This is a genomic window from Thauera butanivorans, from assembly GCF_048398245.1.
In the GTDB taxonomy this organism is placed as follows: Bacteria; Pseudomonadota; Gammaproteobacteria; order Burkholderiales; family Rhodocyclaceae; genus Thauera; species Thauera butanivorans.
Window position 1 is genome coordinate 1,846,332 of record NZ_CP183038.1, and the last position, 13,492, is coordinate 1,859,823.

A 13,492-nucleotide genomic window follows, 5' to 3' on the forward strand; every position below is an offset into this window, starting at 1 on the left:
CGATGCGCCGTGGCGCATGGCTGCCCGCCGCTGCGTTCCGCTCCGGCGCTATCCGGCCGTTCCTTTCATGATGTGGCCGACAAGCGCAGCGTGACGCGCTCAACCGTCTTGCCGAACAGGTGGTAGCCCGATCCGCCTTCGGCAAGGCGTTCGAGCAGTTCGTCCGTTTCGAGCACCCGCGTGCCGCCGAGCACGGTGACGCCGCGGCGGGCGAAGGGTCCGGCGATCAGCGTGGCGGTGGGCCCGATCACCGCCGCTTCCGCTCCCGGCCGCAGCAGCCGCAGCAGGCTGTCGAGGGTGTCGTTGGTCAGTGTCGTGCCGGTGGTGATGAAGACGTCGGCCTGTGGCACGATTTCCGGCGCGCGGTCGGCCGGGGCGTAGAACGGCAGTTCTTCGGGTTTGAGCGTTTCCGGCGCCAGTTCCAGCACGTGGAAGGGCTGGCCGCGGCGGCGCAGTTCGCGCATGTAGGGCGGGAAGGCGCCGACCAGGGCCACGCGCTGGCCTGGCAGGATGCTCAGCGCGTCGAAGGCGTCGCCCTCGCGCAGTTCGGCGCAGGCCGGCCCGCCGTCGCGCAGCCACAGCGTCTCGGCCAGGGCGTTGAGCGTGGCGATGGCCAGTGTACGGCGCAGGTCCTGCGGCCGGTACAGGTCTTCGAGCACCTGGACCGCCAGGCGGCCGGCGAGCTTGCCCGGCGTCGGCATGGCCTTGGCGGAGCTGGGGCAGCATACCGCTTCGGGCACGCCCTTGATCGGCGTCGCGCACAGGCCGCCGGCGCCGTTGGAGAGCTTCACGCCGGTGAAGAAGATGCCGAGCACAGCGCGCTCGATGGCCAGCCGGCCGGCCTCGTCGCCGAGCCGTTCGAGCACGGTGGCGTGCAGTTCGGCGAGCAGGGTGTCGGGCCGCCTGGCGCCGGGTACCGGCTTCAGCGTGCCGACGGTGGATGTGCCGTTCATGTGCTTTCTCCTCAGCGTTCCGGGCATTGGGCGAAATGTAGCTTGGTGACGCCGTAGTCGCTCTCCAGGTCGGCGCGCTCGGCGCCGCTCAGGCCGGCGCTTTCGAGGCGCGCGCAAAAGCCTTCGACGTGGCACAGCGGGTGGCTGTCGGTCAGTACCGCCTTGTCAAGTTCGCGCAGGCCGCCGGGCGCGGTCTCGCAGGCTTCGAGGCAGAACCAGTGGGCGAGCACCAGTTCGCCGCCGGGGGCCAGGCTGGCGGCCAGTGCCGCCAGCGCGTCGGACATCGCGCGCCGTACCGGATAGAGGGCGTGGAACACGACGACCTGATCGAACACGTCCGTCGGCAGTTCGAACGGCGAGCCGGTGACGATGCGGCAGCGGCCGCCGGACGGGCAGGCGCCGAGGGTCTGGCGCGTGCGCGCAAGTGTGGAGGGGGTGACGGCAACGGTGATGTCGGCGTCCGGGAAGTGTCCGGCCAGGGCCGCGGCGAGAAGGCCGTCGCTGCCATCGATGCACAGCAGGCGGCCCGGTGGCGTCGTGCCGCGGCGTGCCGCCAGGTGGCGGGCGAGGCGGCAGGCGTCGCCGAGGAGGGGGTGCTGTGCCGGCGGCAGCAGCGATGCCGCCTCCGGCAGCCAGGCGTCGGACAGGAAGCGGGTGAGGTCGGACCAGCCATTGGCGGGGGCGAGCAGGTCGTCGATCGCCTGCGCCTGGCACCACGGGCTGCTGGCGCACAGCACGGCCTCCATGCCTGGCGCCAGCGTGTAGCGGTGCTCGCGGCGGGCCAGCAGGCCGAGGTCTTCCAGCGCCTGCAGAAAGCCGCCCAGGTGGGCGCCGCGCAGCCCGGTGGCGGCGGCGATCGCGGATTTTTCCGCTGGCCCGTTGTCGCCGAGCCAGTCGAACAGGCCGCTGGCGAAGCCCGCGCGCAGGATCTGGAAAGTCTTGAAGCCGTCGGCGATGCCGCGCAGCGCGGCGGCCGCGGGCGGGGGCGCCGGATTGGCGGGGTCGATCTTGTCGATGATGGTATCCATCTCATTCTCCTGCGTTTGAAAACGGGGTAATTGATTGAGCATTTCCACGCCTTTCCGCCAGTTGCAGGCGCGTCGGTCCAAATGCCGTCATGGCCGATGTCGTCGTCACGAGACTGAATCCTTTTTCGTCGAACAGCCTGTCGAATTCCTCTTCCCGACACAGTGGATGGCTGAAACTCTGGAGTGCTTTCGACAATCCCTGCACGGCGCTTTCTCCGGTTGCACATCCTGGAGCACAGAACCAGTGATTGCTCACGAAAAGACCGCGAGGGTTCAGACTGGCTCGCACTGTTTCGAAGATGGGGGCGAGATTCTTGCGGAATTTGTACAGCAGGTGGGAAATGAGCACGATGTCGTAGCCGGAACCGATTGAGTCACTGCAAATGTCTCCTGTGACGGCGGTGATCCGATCCGTGAGCCCATGCTCGGCGATGTAGTGCGTCGCGCTATCGACAACACTTGCCTGATCGAGCACGATGCCTTTCAGGAGCGGATTGGCCTGGCATAAGGCGATGGTGTAGAGGCCGTGCCCGCCGCCCACGTCGAGGATGCGTCGGGCATCCCTGAACCCCCGCCAGCCCGAGATGGCTCGGGTCACGGCTTGCAGTTCCCCACGCAAGGCCCGCTGGCCGAGCGCGGAAATGAAGGTGGTGTTTGGGCCGGTGGAGCTGCTTCCCTTGCCCTGCGCAGGCTCATTGCGGGTCAGCGCTGCGCTCAAGTTGCTCCAGGATGAATGCCTGATGACGTTGCGGACTACGTCACCTTGATAGAACGGATTTCCGCGCAAGAGAAAATCCGTCGCAGCCCTGGCGTTGCAATACAGCTCGCCGTCCAGGGTGATCAGACCGGCCTCGACCAGGACATTGAGAAAATCATGGGAGAACACTCCGTTGATGCCGATTCCTTCGGCAATCTCGTTCCGGTTGCCTGGACCCTTCCTGTTCAGGAACTCGAACAGACCCAGGTCCAGCGCGGCGAGCAAGACCTGATAGCGTTGATGGCTTTCCAGAATGTCGTCGATTGTGCCGATTCCTTCCGGGCAGCGCAGGTTCATGAGCGATTGCGGAATGTTCGTCATTTTCGTATTTCAGTCATGTGTAGATGAATCCCCCGGCGACGGAATGGCTGTCCCGCGCGCATTCACCGCACTGCACGCTGGAAAAAAAGCTGGTATTCGTCGTCTGGGAGCGCATAGCCGTAAAATCTTTCGAAAAACAGCTTGGTCTCCTGTTCCAGGTTCACATCCTTCAACTGCTCAGGATAAAGAAGCTTGCTCAACCAGAGAATGCCGAGAATGGCTTCTGGCGACGGCCTGTCCCACCAGAAGCCGCCGATGGGCACGGCATGGATCTGTCCGCTGACGACGGCCCTGAGCTGGCGGTAGGCAGCTTTTGTCCTGATCGATGCTGCCGATGTGCGGCTGCCTTCATTGCCGGATGAAACGATGACGTCCGGATTCCAGATGTGGATCTGCTCCGCCGATATGGGGCCCTTGGCATCGAGATCGTGGGCGACATTGATGCCACCGGCGGCCGAGATGAAAGCATCTCCCCATCCCAGGCGATTGTCCGTTCCGCCCGAACTGCCGAGGTAGAGAACCTGCTTTGGTGTTGCGGTGCCGGCGATTTTTTCCTGGATCATGGCCAGGCGTTCGCGCCAGTGCGAGACAAGGTCGTGGGCCTTGCTTTCCTCGCCCAACAGCGTGCCGACGTGCTCGAACTCCTCCAGAATCGTTCGGATATCCTGCCTTCCCGTTCCGAGGGCGAACACAGGGATGCCGAGTGCCCTGATCTTGTCGTTGGTCGCAGAGGAGAAGAAGCTGGCGAATACCATGTCCGGCTGTGCCGCCAGCAGGGATTCGAGATTGACATTGTCGAAGCTGCCCACGTCCGGCAAGGCACCGAGCCCCGGAAACATCCGTACGAATTGCGGGAACCTTTCCACGCCGGGCTGGGCGACGATCTTGCCGCCGCCCTTGAACAGGGCGATTTCCTGCACCGCACCGCCGTAACAGGTGATGACGATGCGCTCGATTCTCGCCGGAATGCAGACAGACCGGCCTGTTGCGTCCGGCACGCTGCGCTGACACTGGCTGGCATCGAGCGGCCCGAAGGCCAGTGCCAGTGTCAGCGCAAACCCGATGGCAAATGCAGTGCGGCCCATCTCAGTACTGGTACTGAGCCGATGCGAATACGCTTCGCGTCGCGCCGACCAGATAGGTCGGTGCGCCCTGATTCGTATTGACATCGGAAGTGGAGATCGTCGAGATGTATTTCTTGTCAAAGAGATTCATCGCGCTCAGCGAAAACTGCAGCTTGTGCGGGCCCATGACGACACCCTTCGTGACGGACAGATCCGCAAGCCAGGTGGCATCGACGCTGTACTGATTCAACACATCCGCGTAGCGCTTGCCGAGATAGCGCACGACGGGCGCGATGCGATAGCCGTTCAGATCGTAGACGGCAGAAACGCTGCCGTAGAACTTGGGCCGGTCAGGGAGTTGTTTGCCCTTGGCGGCAACCACCGTGTTGACGCCGGTCTGGACGTCGGACGTGAAGGACGTGTCGCTGTAGCTGAGCGCCAGGTTGAGATTCAGCTTGTTGGAGGCCCGGTAACTCGAACCGAACTCCAGGCCATAAGAACGCGCCTCACCCGAGTTCTGGGTGTAGGACAGTTGTACCGTCGGATCGTAGATGCTGGTGCCGACGTATTTCAGCCGCTTGTAGTAGAGCGAGGAGGTGAGCGCAAGCCGGTCAGACGAATAGTGGTAGTCGAGATCGAAATCGTCGGACTCCATGGGGCGGATGCGCTTTGCCCACAGGTTCTGGAGCCTTTGCTCGGCTACGGCGGGTGCCAAGCCGCTGGCTACCGTGAAAGTCCTGAAATAGTTCATGGCGCTGCTGGCCCAGCCGAACTCCGGCCAGTCGAAATTTCTTCCGTAGCTGGCCTTGATCGAGGAAGTCTCGTTTACGTGGTGCGTGGCGCCGATGCTCGGCAGCCATATCTCGTGGGTGTTGGACGGCAAGGTGAACAACACGCCGCTGGCCTGTTTCCTGGCCTGCTCGTAACTGACGTCGCTGATGCCCGTGGTATCGTAGCTGACGAACTTGGCCGAGGCGATGCTCATATGTTTCAGGCCGGTGTCTATGACCGTCCTGTCGAGGGTTTTCGAGAACGCTACGTAGGGCGCACGGTAGTTGTACCGCTTCCCGACCCCGTAGAGATTTGCCCAGCCGACGAAGTTCAGATTGGTGTCGCGGGCTTTTCGGGCGGTGGGTGGCCCAGGCGGTTCATGCTCTCCATGCCAGTAACCGACGTTGAGGCGGGCGTCCTGCCATTTTTTCTCGTATTCCAGCACGGCGCCGAAGGTATCGCGGTCGAGCAGCGATTCGACGATCACGTTCTGCCTTGGTACGAGGTCGACCAGCGTCTGGCTGCTTCCTGCCCAGGCATTGCCCTTGTCGTTCGTGAAGTAGGGCCTGAAAGTCAGGGTGGCGTCCTGACCGAAGGGAATCTTCAGTTTTCCGAGGATCGTAGTGGTTCGATAATCCTCCCGGTTGTAGGCGTAATAATTGATGTCCTGTGTCGCGACACCAGTCCGGCTGCGGTTGAAATCCTGCTTCCAGTTGCTGCCGAGATGGGTGCTCTGTGCGTAGCTGAGTCCTTTGTAGGCGTCTCGCTCCTCGTCGTTGTAGACGCCGAAAATTTCCCACTCCACGCCTTGCGGCGAGCCGCCGGTGATGCCGAAAGAGAAATTCTCCCGGTCGAGGCCCTTGCCGAAACCCTTGAACTTGTCAGTATCGACCAGGGATGCCGAAAAGAAGGCCCGGATGCTGCCGCCGAGTGCTCCGGTATCGAGCCGGACGAAAGTCTTGCTGAAGTCGTGCGAGCCGGCCACCTGTTTGGCGGTAGCCGAGGATTTTTCGGTCGGGCGCATGAATTTCATGTCGATCAGGTTGCCGAAGCCGAAGCTCCCGTTTGCCGGAACGGCGCCCTTCTCGACCGTGATCGTCTCAATGTTCTCCATATCGACCAGATCCTGGATCGGCTGACCGATGCCGATGCCCTTGAACGGCAGTCCTTCCAGAATCAAGGCGTGGCCCCGGCTCGATCTGCCGCGAATCTTGTAGTTGGCGGTCGTCCCCGTCGGATCGTTGTGACGGACGTCCACCCCTGGCTCCAGGGAAATCGCCTGGTAGGCGTTGGTCATGCCGAAGTTGTTGAAGGTCTGGATTTTTTCGCGTGTCACCACCTCACGTGAGCCGACGCTGGATCTCTCCTGGAGCGCTTCCGCCCTGACCGTGACCGCCTCCAGGGTTTGATCTGCTTCTTCTGCTTGGGCGAAGACAGGTAGCAGGCAGGCCACCAGCACCGAGAGTCTCGGGAAGGTCTTGGCGGGTGGTCGGTGACCTTGGTGTCGTTGTCGAGCCGCTCGGGTTGGCGACGATGCCGTGTGTCCGATTGCTGCTTGGGCGTTCATCAAAAGCTCCTTCACTGGGATGTACGGGGATGGAGACGGAGGACAGACCCTGTTCCGCGTAATGGCGGGGAGCAGGGGTATCGAACCGCTCGCTGCTTTCGTACGGCCGCAACGCGCGCATGGAACGTTGCCTGCACATTGCGACTGCCCGTGGCGGCTTTTTTGCGTGCCGAATCATCGGGCGCTGCCGGCCAGAATCGACCGGGCTTCCTCTCCAGTCAGGCCGTATTTGAAGAAACGCCGGTAGAAACTCCCCATTTCGCCTTCCATGTCGACTCCGGCGAACCTGTCGGGATGGAGCAGCTTGGCGGCCCACAGCACGGTGAGCGGTTGCTCGATGGTCCGCTGTCCCCACGCGTGGGCGCCGATCGGGGTGGCATGGACCCTGCCGTGCCTGACCGCGGCAAGCCGGGCGAAGCGCTCGTCGCGGTGGATGGCGGCCACCTGCTCGGGGGAATTGACGATGAGCACGTCGGGGTTCCACAGCAGGAGCTGTTCATGGGTGTAGTGCGCGCTGCCCTCGCCGGCGAGCGCGGCGGTGACGCTGCGCCCGCCAGCCGCCTCGATCCACCAGTTGGCGATCACCAGCGGCGTGGCCATGGTGCCCGGGTTGAAGTACAGCACCTTGGGTCGGTCGGCCGGCGCGAGGTCCGCCAGCGTTTCGCGGACGCGCTGCAGCGTGGCCTCGAAATAGCGCAGGTAGTCTTCGCTCCGCTGCACGCGGTCGAGCGCGCAGCCCAGCAGCGCCATGCTCGCCTCGATGTCCTGGGCGTGCCGCCATTCGATGACGATCACCGGAATCCGCGCTGCCTCCAGCGCCCGCGCGCTGGGCGTGTCCATCGTGATGACGAGGTCCGGGGCGAGGCCGAGCAGGGTTTCGAGATTGACTCCGTTGCCCGCCTGGCCCTGCAGCACGGGGCGCTCGGCGAGCCCGGGCGCGATCTCGCCCTGCAGCCGCCAGCGCGCGGTCTGTGTGAAGCGCGGCGGCAGGCCGTTCACGATCCGGTCTCCGGCGCCGAGAGCGAACAGATAGCCGTTGATCACGGGCACCGAGCCGATGGTGGCGATGCGTTCTATCGTCGGCGGCAGGACCACGGTCCGCCCCGCCATGTCGACGATCTGCCGTGTCTGTCCGGCGCCGGCACTGCAGCCCGCGGGCTCGCTCGCCGACGCCGCGCCGGGGCCGGCGCCCCACAGGCAGGCCGCCAGTGCCAGGCTGTATAGCGCTGCCTTCCGTCCGATCCTCATGCTTGGCTCCCGTCCGTGGCGGCGGCCCCGCGAGTGCGGTGTGCCGCCGCCATGCCTCGCTCAGAAGTTGTAGATCAGCGTGGCGTGGATGTTGCGCCCCGGGTAGGCATAGGCATCCTCCGGGACACGGCCGAGATAGGAGTAGGTCTTGTCGAACAGGTTGTTGATGTCCATCTTCAGATCGACGCTGTTGGACGGCCCGCTTTCCCACAGGCGCTTGCGCACGCTCAGGTTGGCCACGGTGAACTTGCCGAAGCCGACCAGCGGGCCGTCGCCGACGTTGGCGCGGCCGCCGTACTGCTTGCCGTAGTAGTTGAAGTTGAGGTTGCCGGAGAGCTTCGCCGCCGCATGGCCGAAGCCGAAGCCGTAGCCGACGGCGGTGTCCGGCATCCGTGTGATCGGCCACCACTTGCCCTGCAGCCCGGGGCCGCCCTCGTCGATGACTTCCTTCTTACGCGTCATGTGGATGGCGTTGATGTACGGGCGCAGCTCCAGCCCGCCCAGCCCCGGAATGTCGCGCAGGTTCGTGCTGGCCTGCAGCTCGATGCCTTCCTGGATGCGCCGGTCCACGTTCATCATCACGCGGCCCTGCGCGCCTGAACCGTCTTCGCGGACGCCGGGATAGATGTAGATGTTGTCCTTGACCTCGTAATAGAAGTAGGTGGCAGACAGCCGCCAGCGCTCGCGCGCGATGTCGAAGCCGACTTCGAAGGCGTCGGTGAATTCGGGCTTCAGCCGCGGGTCGCCGGGTGCGCCGTAGTCTTCATAGAAGCTGCTGGCGAAGAGCTGACGCCCGGACGGCGCGCGCCAGCCCTGGGTGTAGTTGGCCCGCAGCTTGAGCCAGTCGGCCGGCAGGTAGCTGATACCGAAAGTCGGCGACACATGGTCGAAGCTGCGGCTGGTGGGCAACTGGCTGCGGTCGGTGATGCCCCGGCTGGTGAAATAGGGAACGCGGTCGTAGTGCTCGTCGCCCACCGACAGGTCCTTGGCCCGCGCGTGCTCGTAGCGCAGGCCGCCGGACAGGTTCAGGCGTCCGTCGTCGAGCTTGAGCGTGCCCACCAGGAAGGCGCCCCACAGCGTGGTGGAACTGGTCGAGTGCATCGGAAAGCCCAGGCCCGCCCATTGGGGATCGCGCCCGCCCGGCTGCAGGAAGGCGCCGCGGGCGGTGGAAGAGTTGTCGAGCTCGTACTTGATGTAGTCGAGGCCGCCGGTGAGGTCGAAGCGCTCGGAGGTGTAGGTCATGCTGCCCTGGGCACGCTTCGAGCGTGCTTCCTGCCCCTTGGGGTAGCGCGAACTGGCCTCGTAGGTTTCGTACAGATCCTTGCCCCAGCCGATGTTGCCGCGCCACGACAGCCGGCCGTTTTCGCTGGCGCCTTCGTAGTTCAGGTGCAGGAGCTGGGTTTCGCGGTCGGTGTAGCTGTTGTCGCGGATTTCGCCTTCCTCGTCGACATAGGACGGCCGGTGGGCCTTGTCGACGGCGTAGTGGTAGCCGTCGATGCCGATGCGGTGGCGTTCGTTGAAGCTGTAGCCGAGGTTGAAGCTCGCGCGCTCGGTGCCGTCGGTGCGGGTGTTGTGCACCCGCTTGCCGTCGCCGTCGCGGTAGTCCCTGCGCACGGTGCCGTGTTCGTAGCCGAAAGCGTAGTCGAAGCCGCCGGACTGGCCATCGATGTCGACGCCGGCGCGCGAGGTGTCGTGGCTGCCGTAGCCCAGCCGCGCGGAGCCGCTGATGCGGTCGGGGCCGCCGCGCCGGGTGACGACGTTGATGATGCCGCCGGGCGAGCCCATGGAATACTTGAACATCTTGGGGCCGCGCAGGATTTCCACCCGCTCCACGTTGTGCAGGGCGATCTGGCGGGTATTGGCGACGCCGGAGCGTCGGCCGTCGATGAGGATCAGGAGCTTGCCGTTGGCCTCGGTCATCAGGTGCTCGGTCTGGAAGCCGCGCAGCAAGGTGGTGTTCTCGCCATGGTCGGTCGGTGTGGCCTCGACGGTGATGCCCTGTTCGATCAGCAGTTCGCTCAGGTTCTCGGCGGAGGAATGCTCGATCGTCTCCTTGCCGATCAGGAAGGCGCTGGTGGCCCGCTCGCGCTCGTGTTCGGTGAATACGCCCGAATCCACCACCACCGGTGGCAGGACCGGAGTGCTGCCGGACTGGGCCAGCGTCATCGTGGGCAGCAACAGCAGGACTGAAACCGCCGGTATGCGACAGGACATCATCTTCTCCCTTGGTCATTTCGTGCAGGAAAACCGGATGCGGGGCGCCGCTTCATGGCCGGCACTCCCTGGCAACGGGCCGGAAGGCGATGCCGCGGCCGTCGGCGCCGCGCATCAGCGCCACGCGGACGCCGTACAGGCGATGGATGGCGTCGGGCGTCAGCACCTCGCCGGCAGGGCCGTCGGCGGCGATGCGGCCTTCGCTCAGCAGCGCCACGCGCTGGCAGCCGCTGAGCGGCTGGTTCGGGTCGTGGGTGGTCATCAGCACGCCGTAGCCCTCCGCGGCGAGCCCTTCCAGGCGGTCGAGGAGCCGCAGCTGGTTGCCGTAGTCGAGCCCGGCGAGCGGCTCGTCCATCACCAGCAGGCGGGCTTCCTGCGCCAGCGCGCGCACGATCAGGGTCAGTTGCCGTTCGCCGCCGGACACCTCGGTGTAGGCGCGTCCGGCCAGGTGGGCTATGCCCATGTGTTCGAGCAGGCGGCGCACGCAGGCGAGGTCGTCCGCACCGGGCGCCTTGAGGATGCCGGTGGCCGGCAGCCGGCCCATCAGCGCGACCTGCTGCACGGTGTAGGGGAAGGGGGCGACATGCACCTGGGGCACGTAGGCGATGAACTGCGCCAACTGGCGGCGGTTCAGTGCCGCAAGCGGCTGGCCGTCGAGCGTCACCGCCCCCTGTGCGGGGCGCTGCAGCCCCAGCATGATCCTGAGCAGCGTGCTCTTGCCCGCGCCGTTGCAGCCCAGCAGGCAGACCAGTTCGCCGGGGGAGAGGGCGAGGCTGGCGCCGGCCAGCACGGGCCGGCCACGGTAGGCGAAGCGGATGTCCCGCGCGGCGAGGATCATGTCCACCCCCGCCGCACGCGGCGCAGCACGATCAGGAACACCGGGATGCCGAGCAGTTCGGTGACGATGCCGATCGGCAACTCGGTGGTGAACAGGTTGCGGGCCAGGCCGTCCGAGAAGAGCAGGAAGGCGGCCCCCAGGCTTGCCGAGGCCGGCAGCAGCAGCGCATTGCCCGGCCCCACCAGCAGGCGGGCGATGTGCGGCACGATGAGGCCGATCCAGCCGATCATGCCGGCGATGGACACCGTCAGCGCCGAAATCAGCGTGGCGGCCGCGATCGTCACCAGCCGCACTGCCGTCACCGGCACGCCGAGCGCGCGCGCCTCGTCGTCGCCCATCGACAGCGCATCCAGGGCGCGGCCCATCAGGCACAGCAGCACGATGCCGGCCAGCATCGGCACGGCGGCCCAGGCGATGTCGCTGGTGGTGGCCTGCCCCAGGCTCCCCATCAGCCAATAGACGATGGCCGGCAACTGGCTGTAGGGGTCGGCGACGTACTTCACCATCGTCAGCAGCGATGCGAACAGCGCGCCGCTGAGGATGCCGCCGAGGATCAGCATGATGATCGAGCCGCCGCCGAACAGGTGGGCGATGCCCACACCGATGCCGACCGCGGCCAGTCCCATGGCGAAGGCGCTGGTCTGCACCAGCAGCCAGTTGCCGTCCAGCAGGATGCCGAGAGCGGCCCCCGCCGAGGCGCCGGCCAGCACGCCCAGCAGCCCCGGCGACACCAGCGGGTTGCGGAACAGGGCCTGGTAGGCCGCGCCCGAGACCGACAGCGCGGCGCCGACCAGGATGGCCGCCAGCACGCGCGGCAGGCGGATTTCGACGATCAGGTTGTGCAGCAGCGCGTAGCGTTCCAGCTCCATCGGCGCGAGGCCCGCGGCAGCCAGCAGGAAATGGATCGTCTCCGAGGCTGGCACCGGATAGCGGCCGACCGACAGCGCGACCAGCGTCGCGGCCAGTGCCAGCAGGGGCGCCACCACCCAGCGCAGATGAATGTGCGGCAGCGCGGTGGTGAGGGCGGAGGACGGCGGGCTGGCTTCGTTCATGTGCCGTTCGCGCAGTACGGGGCCGGGGCGGCGGACGGGCGCCCGGTCGGGGTCATTGCCGCCGCAGCCCGCCGGCGATGCTGACAAACCAGGCTTCGAGCGCGGGCAGGCTGGGTGGCAGTTCGGCCGCAGCGCCGCCGGTGAACCAGCGCCAGTCGCGCAGGTAATCATCGCTGACGACGGTCAGCAGCGGCCGGTTCTCGCTCATCAGCGCGAGCATTTCGGCGGCAAAGCCGCTGCCGCCGGCTTCGAGTGCGCCGAAGCGATTGGCGATGGTGAGATCGGCGCCGTCCTGCAGGGCGCGGCGCAGTGCGGCGCTGGCGGCGACGACGCCGCTCGCATCCAGGCTGCACGAAGTCGAGCCGCTGCCCAGGCGCTGGAACAGCGGAAAGGTGGCGCCGCTGTCGAGATCGACGAGATGGGTGTGTTCCTTGTCCGTGCCGCCCGACTGCCGCTGAACGACGCCGCCCACCTTCCAGCCGCGCTCACGCAGGGAGCTTGCGAAATCCGCCAGCAGACCATCGACCTCGTCATGATGGGTATGGACGATGGCTGCGGCGGCAAGGGTGCTTGCTGTGCGCTGCGAGGCGGAAGCGCTGGATTCGATCTCTTCGTTCATGGCAGCCCGGCCGGAAAAGCGGGGCGGACTTGTTCACGCAGGTGCCCGAACGAGTCCGTGGATGATTGGGTGAGTCGAAATATACAACCGTATACGACGATTCGGATTTGATTCAGATTAAGGTGCGGGCCGTTTTCCCGGAAGGTACCGGAGAGGCTCGGTTTGCAGCGCGGCATGAAGAAGGGCGATCTCTCGAAATTCATCGAGGACGCCGTCAAATGGCGAGTGCTCGACCAGACGATCGCCGACGCCCGCGCACAGTTTGCTGGCATCTCCGCCGATGAACTGGAAACCTTGCTGGCCGATGCCGTAACCGCCGCCCGCACGTCCACGCGCTCCGCTTCCTGAGCCGTGCGACTCGTTGTCGATACCAATATCCTGATCAGCGCCCTGCTGATCGAAACCAGTCTGCCTGCGCGCCTCATCCTGCTGTGGCGGCAGGGGCAGTTCGACCTGGTGAGCAGCGCCGAACGACTCGACGAACTGATGCGCGTCACACGCTATCCCAAGGTGCGTGAGCGGCTGAATCCGGCACTGGCGGGGCGGCTCGTCAATCAACTGCGCGAACTCACCATCATGACGGGGCGGCTTCCCGTCGTCACCGCCTGTGCCGATCCTTATGACAGTTACCTGCTGGCCATGGCCGAAGCGGTAAGCGCAGACTTCCTGCTTACCGGCGACAAGCGCGACCTGCTGAGCATGCAACGCCGAATCATCACCGTGCGCAATTTTCTGGAGCAGCAGGGACATTTGCCGCACGGTTAGCCATGACGAGGGTGTGAGCCACGTTTGGCACAAATTGCTAAGGCCTGCTGGGCGCGCTTGATTACTGCTTCACTGAGCCTTTCAGCTTCTTCATGAAGTCCAGGAAATGTGGCCAGAACTCCATAGCGTCTTGACGTCGGGTTCGCCGTCGCACTTGCGCCCCAAAAAAGCACATATCGCTCTCATCGGAAGATACATTCTTCCCCACGGTAGTCGCTACCCATACAACATGGTCTGTGTGACATGGATCATGCAGGCATGCTGATGCCAGCAGTCTGCCCCCCTTGCGCCGAGC

At 65.3% G+C, this 13,492-nt stretch carries 12 protein-coding genes; 2 read left to right on the plus strand and 10 right to left on the minus strand.

Translation table 11 applies throughout. The features are described from left to right. Window positions 1-65 precede the first annotated feature (65 nt). The 10 genes from ACNQFN_RS08950 to ACNQFN_RS08995 all read right to left on the minus strand — a co-directional run bounded on the left by ACNQFN_RS08950 (window position 66) and on the right by ACNQFN_RS08995 (window position 12,432). Window positions 66-953 (minus strand): DUF364 domain-containing protein, encoded by an 888-nt coding sequence (locus ACNQFN_RS08950; protein ID WP_068634608.1) that lies wholly within the window; start codon window positions 951-953, stop codon window positions 66-68. 11 nt (window positions 954-964) lie between these two features. Next, a complete protein-coding gene (locus ACNQFN_RS08955; protein WP_068634607.1) occupies window positions 965-1,981 on the minus strand; it encodes a hypothetical protein in 1,017 nt (338 codons plus the stop codon). A gap of 1 nt (window position 1,982) precedes the next feature. Continuing rightward, window positions 1,983-3,059, minus strand: coding sequence for a methyltransferase (locus tag ACNQFN_RS08960; protein ID WP_068634606.1), 1,077 nt, complete (start codon window positions 3,057-3,059; stop codon window positions 1,983-1,985). 62 nt (window positions 3,060-3,121) lie between these two features. Continuing rightward, entirely contained in the window at window positions 3,122-4,144 is a 1,023-nt protein-coding gene (locus ACNQFN_RS08965; protein ID WP_068634605.1) for an ABC transporter substrate-binding protein, read from the minus strand. Window position 4,145: 1 nt separating this feature from the next. Beyond that, window positions 4,146-6,461, minus strand: a complete 2,316-nt coding sequence (locus ACNQFN_RS08970) for a TonB-dependent receptor (protein ID WP_418648590.1) — start codon at window positions 6,459-6,461, stop codon at window positions 4,146-4,148. Window positions 6,462-6,635: 174 nt separating this feature from the next. Beyond that, window positions 6,636-7,709 (minus strand): ABC transporter substrate-binding protein, encoded by a 1,074-nt coding sequence (locus tag ACNQFN_RS08975; RefSeq protein WP_418648591.1) that lies wholly within the window; start codon window positions 7,707-7,709, stop codon window positions 6,636-6,638. 60 nt (window positions 7,710-7,769) lie between these two features. Further along, a complete protein-coding gene (locus tag ACNQFN_RS08980; RefSeq protein WP_418648592.1) occupies window positions 7,770-9,923 on the minus strand; it encodes a TonB-dependent receptor in 2,154 nt (717 codons plus the stop codon). A 52-nt stretch (window positions 9,924-9,975) separates the two neighbouring features. Beyond that, window positions 9,976-10,761 (minus strand): ABC transporter ATP-binding protein, encoded by a 786-nt coding sequence (locus ACNQFN_RS08985; protein WP_418648593.1) that lies wholly within the window; start codon window positions 10,759-10,761, stop codon window positions 9,976-9,978. Continuing rightward, window positions 10,758-11,813, minus strand: coding sequence for a FecCD family ABC transporter permease (locus tag ACNQFN_RS08990; RefSeq protein ID WP_418648594.1), 1,056 nt, complete (start codon window positions 11,811-11,813; stop codon window positions 10,758-10,760). Before ACNQFN_RS08990 ends, ACNQFN_RS08985 begins: the two co-directional genes overlap by 4 nt. A 52-nt stretch (window positions 11,814-11,865) precedes the next feature. Continuing rightward, the gene (locus ACNQFN_RS08995; RefSeq protein ID WP_418648595.1) at window positions 11,866-12,432 is read right to left on the minus strand and encodes a DUF2478 domain-containing protein; all 567 of its coding nucleotides are present in this window, start codon (window positions 12,430-12,432) and stop codon (window positions 11,866-11,868) included. Between the two features lie 174 nt (window positions 12,433-12,606). On the opposite strand from ACNQFN_RS08995, the gene ACNQFN_RS09000 reads away from it, so the two are divergent. Next, the gene (locus tag ACNQFN_RS09000) at window positions 12,607-12,780 is read left to right on the plus strand and encodes a ribbon-helix-helix domain-containing protein (protein WP_418648596.1); all 174 of its coding nucleotides are present in this window, start codon (window positions 12,607-12,609) and stop codon (window positions 12,778-12,780) included. 3 nt (window positions 12,781-12,783) lie between these two features. Beyond that, on the plus strand, window positions 12,784-13,197 hold the full coding sequence (locus ACNQFN_RS09005) for a putative toxin-antitoxin system toxin component, PIN family (RefSeq protein ID WP_418648597.1): 414 nt from the start codon (window positions 12,784-12,786) through the stop codon (window positions 13,195-13,197). Window positions 13,198-13,492 lie beyond the last annotated feature (295 nt).

Excerpts from the sequence above, each read along its gene's own strand:
- ACNQFN_RS08950 (WP_068634608.1), bottom strand. The coding sequence starts at position 953 with ATGAACGGCACATCCACCGTCGGCACGCTGAAGCCGGTACCCGGCGCC.
- ACNQFN_RS08955 (WP_068634607.1), bottom strand. The coding sequence starts at position 1,981 with ATGGATACCATCATCGACAAGATCGACCCCGCCAATCCGGCGCCCCCG.
- ACNQFN_RS08960 (WP_068634606.1), bottom strand. The coding sequence starts at position 3,059 with ATGACGAACATTCCGCAATCGCTCATGAACCTGCGCTGCCCGGAAGGA.
- ACNQFN_RS08965 (WP_068634605.1), bottom strand. The coding sequence starts at position 4,144 with ATGGGCCGCACTGCATTTGCCATCGGGTTTGCGCTGACACTGGCACTG.
- ACNQFN_RS08970 (WP_418648590.1), bottom strand. The coding sequence starts at position 6,461 with ATGAACGCCCAAGCAGCAATCGGACACACGGCATCGTCGCCAACCCGA.
- ACNQFN_RS08975 (WP_418648591.1), bottom strand. The coding sequence starts at position 7,709 with ATGAGGATCGGACGGAAGGCAGCGCTATACAGCCTGGCACTGGCGGCC.
- ACNQFN_RS08980 (WP_418648592.1), bottom strand. The coding sequence starts at position 9,923 with ATGTCCTGTCGCATACCGGCGGTTTCAGTCCTGCTGTTGCTGCCCACG.
- ACNQFN_RS08985 (WP_418648593.1), bottom strand. The coding sequence starts at position 10,761 with ATGATCCTCGCCGCGCGGGACATCCGCTTCGCCTACCGTGGCCGGCCC.
- ACNQFN_RS08990 (WP_418648594.1), bottom strand. The coding sequence starts at position 11,813 with ATGAACGAAGCCAGCCCGCCGTCCTCCGCCCTCACCACCGCGCTGCCG.
- ACNQFN_RS08995 (WP_418648595.1), bottom strand. The coding sequence starts at position 12,432 with ATGAACGAAGAGATCGAATCCAGCGCTTCCGCCTCGCAGCGCACAGCA.
- ACNQFN_RS09000 (WP_418648596.1), top strand. The coding sequence starts at position 12,607 with ATGAAGAAGGGCGATCTCTCGAAATTCATCGAGGACGCCGTCAAATGG.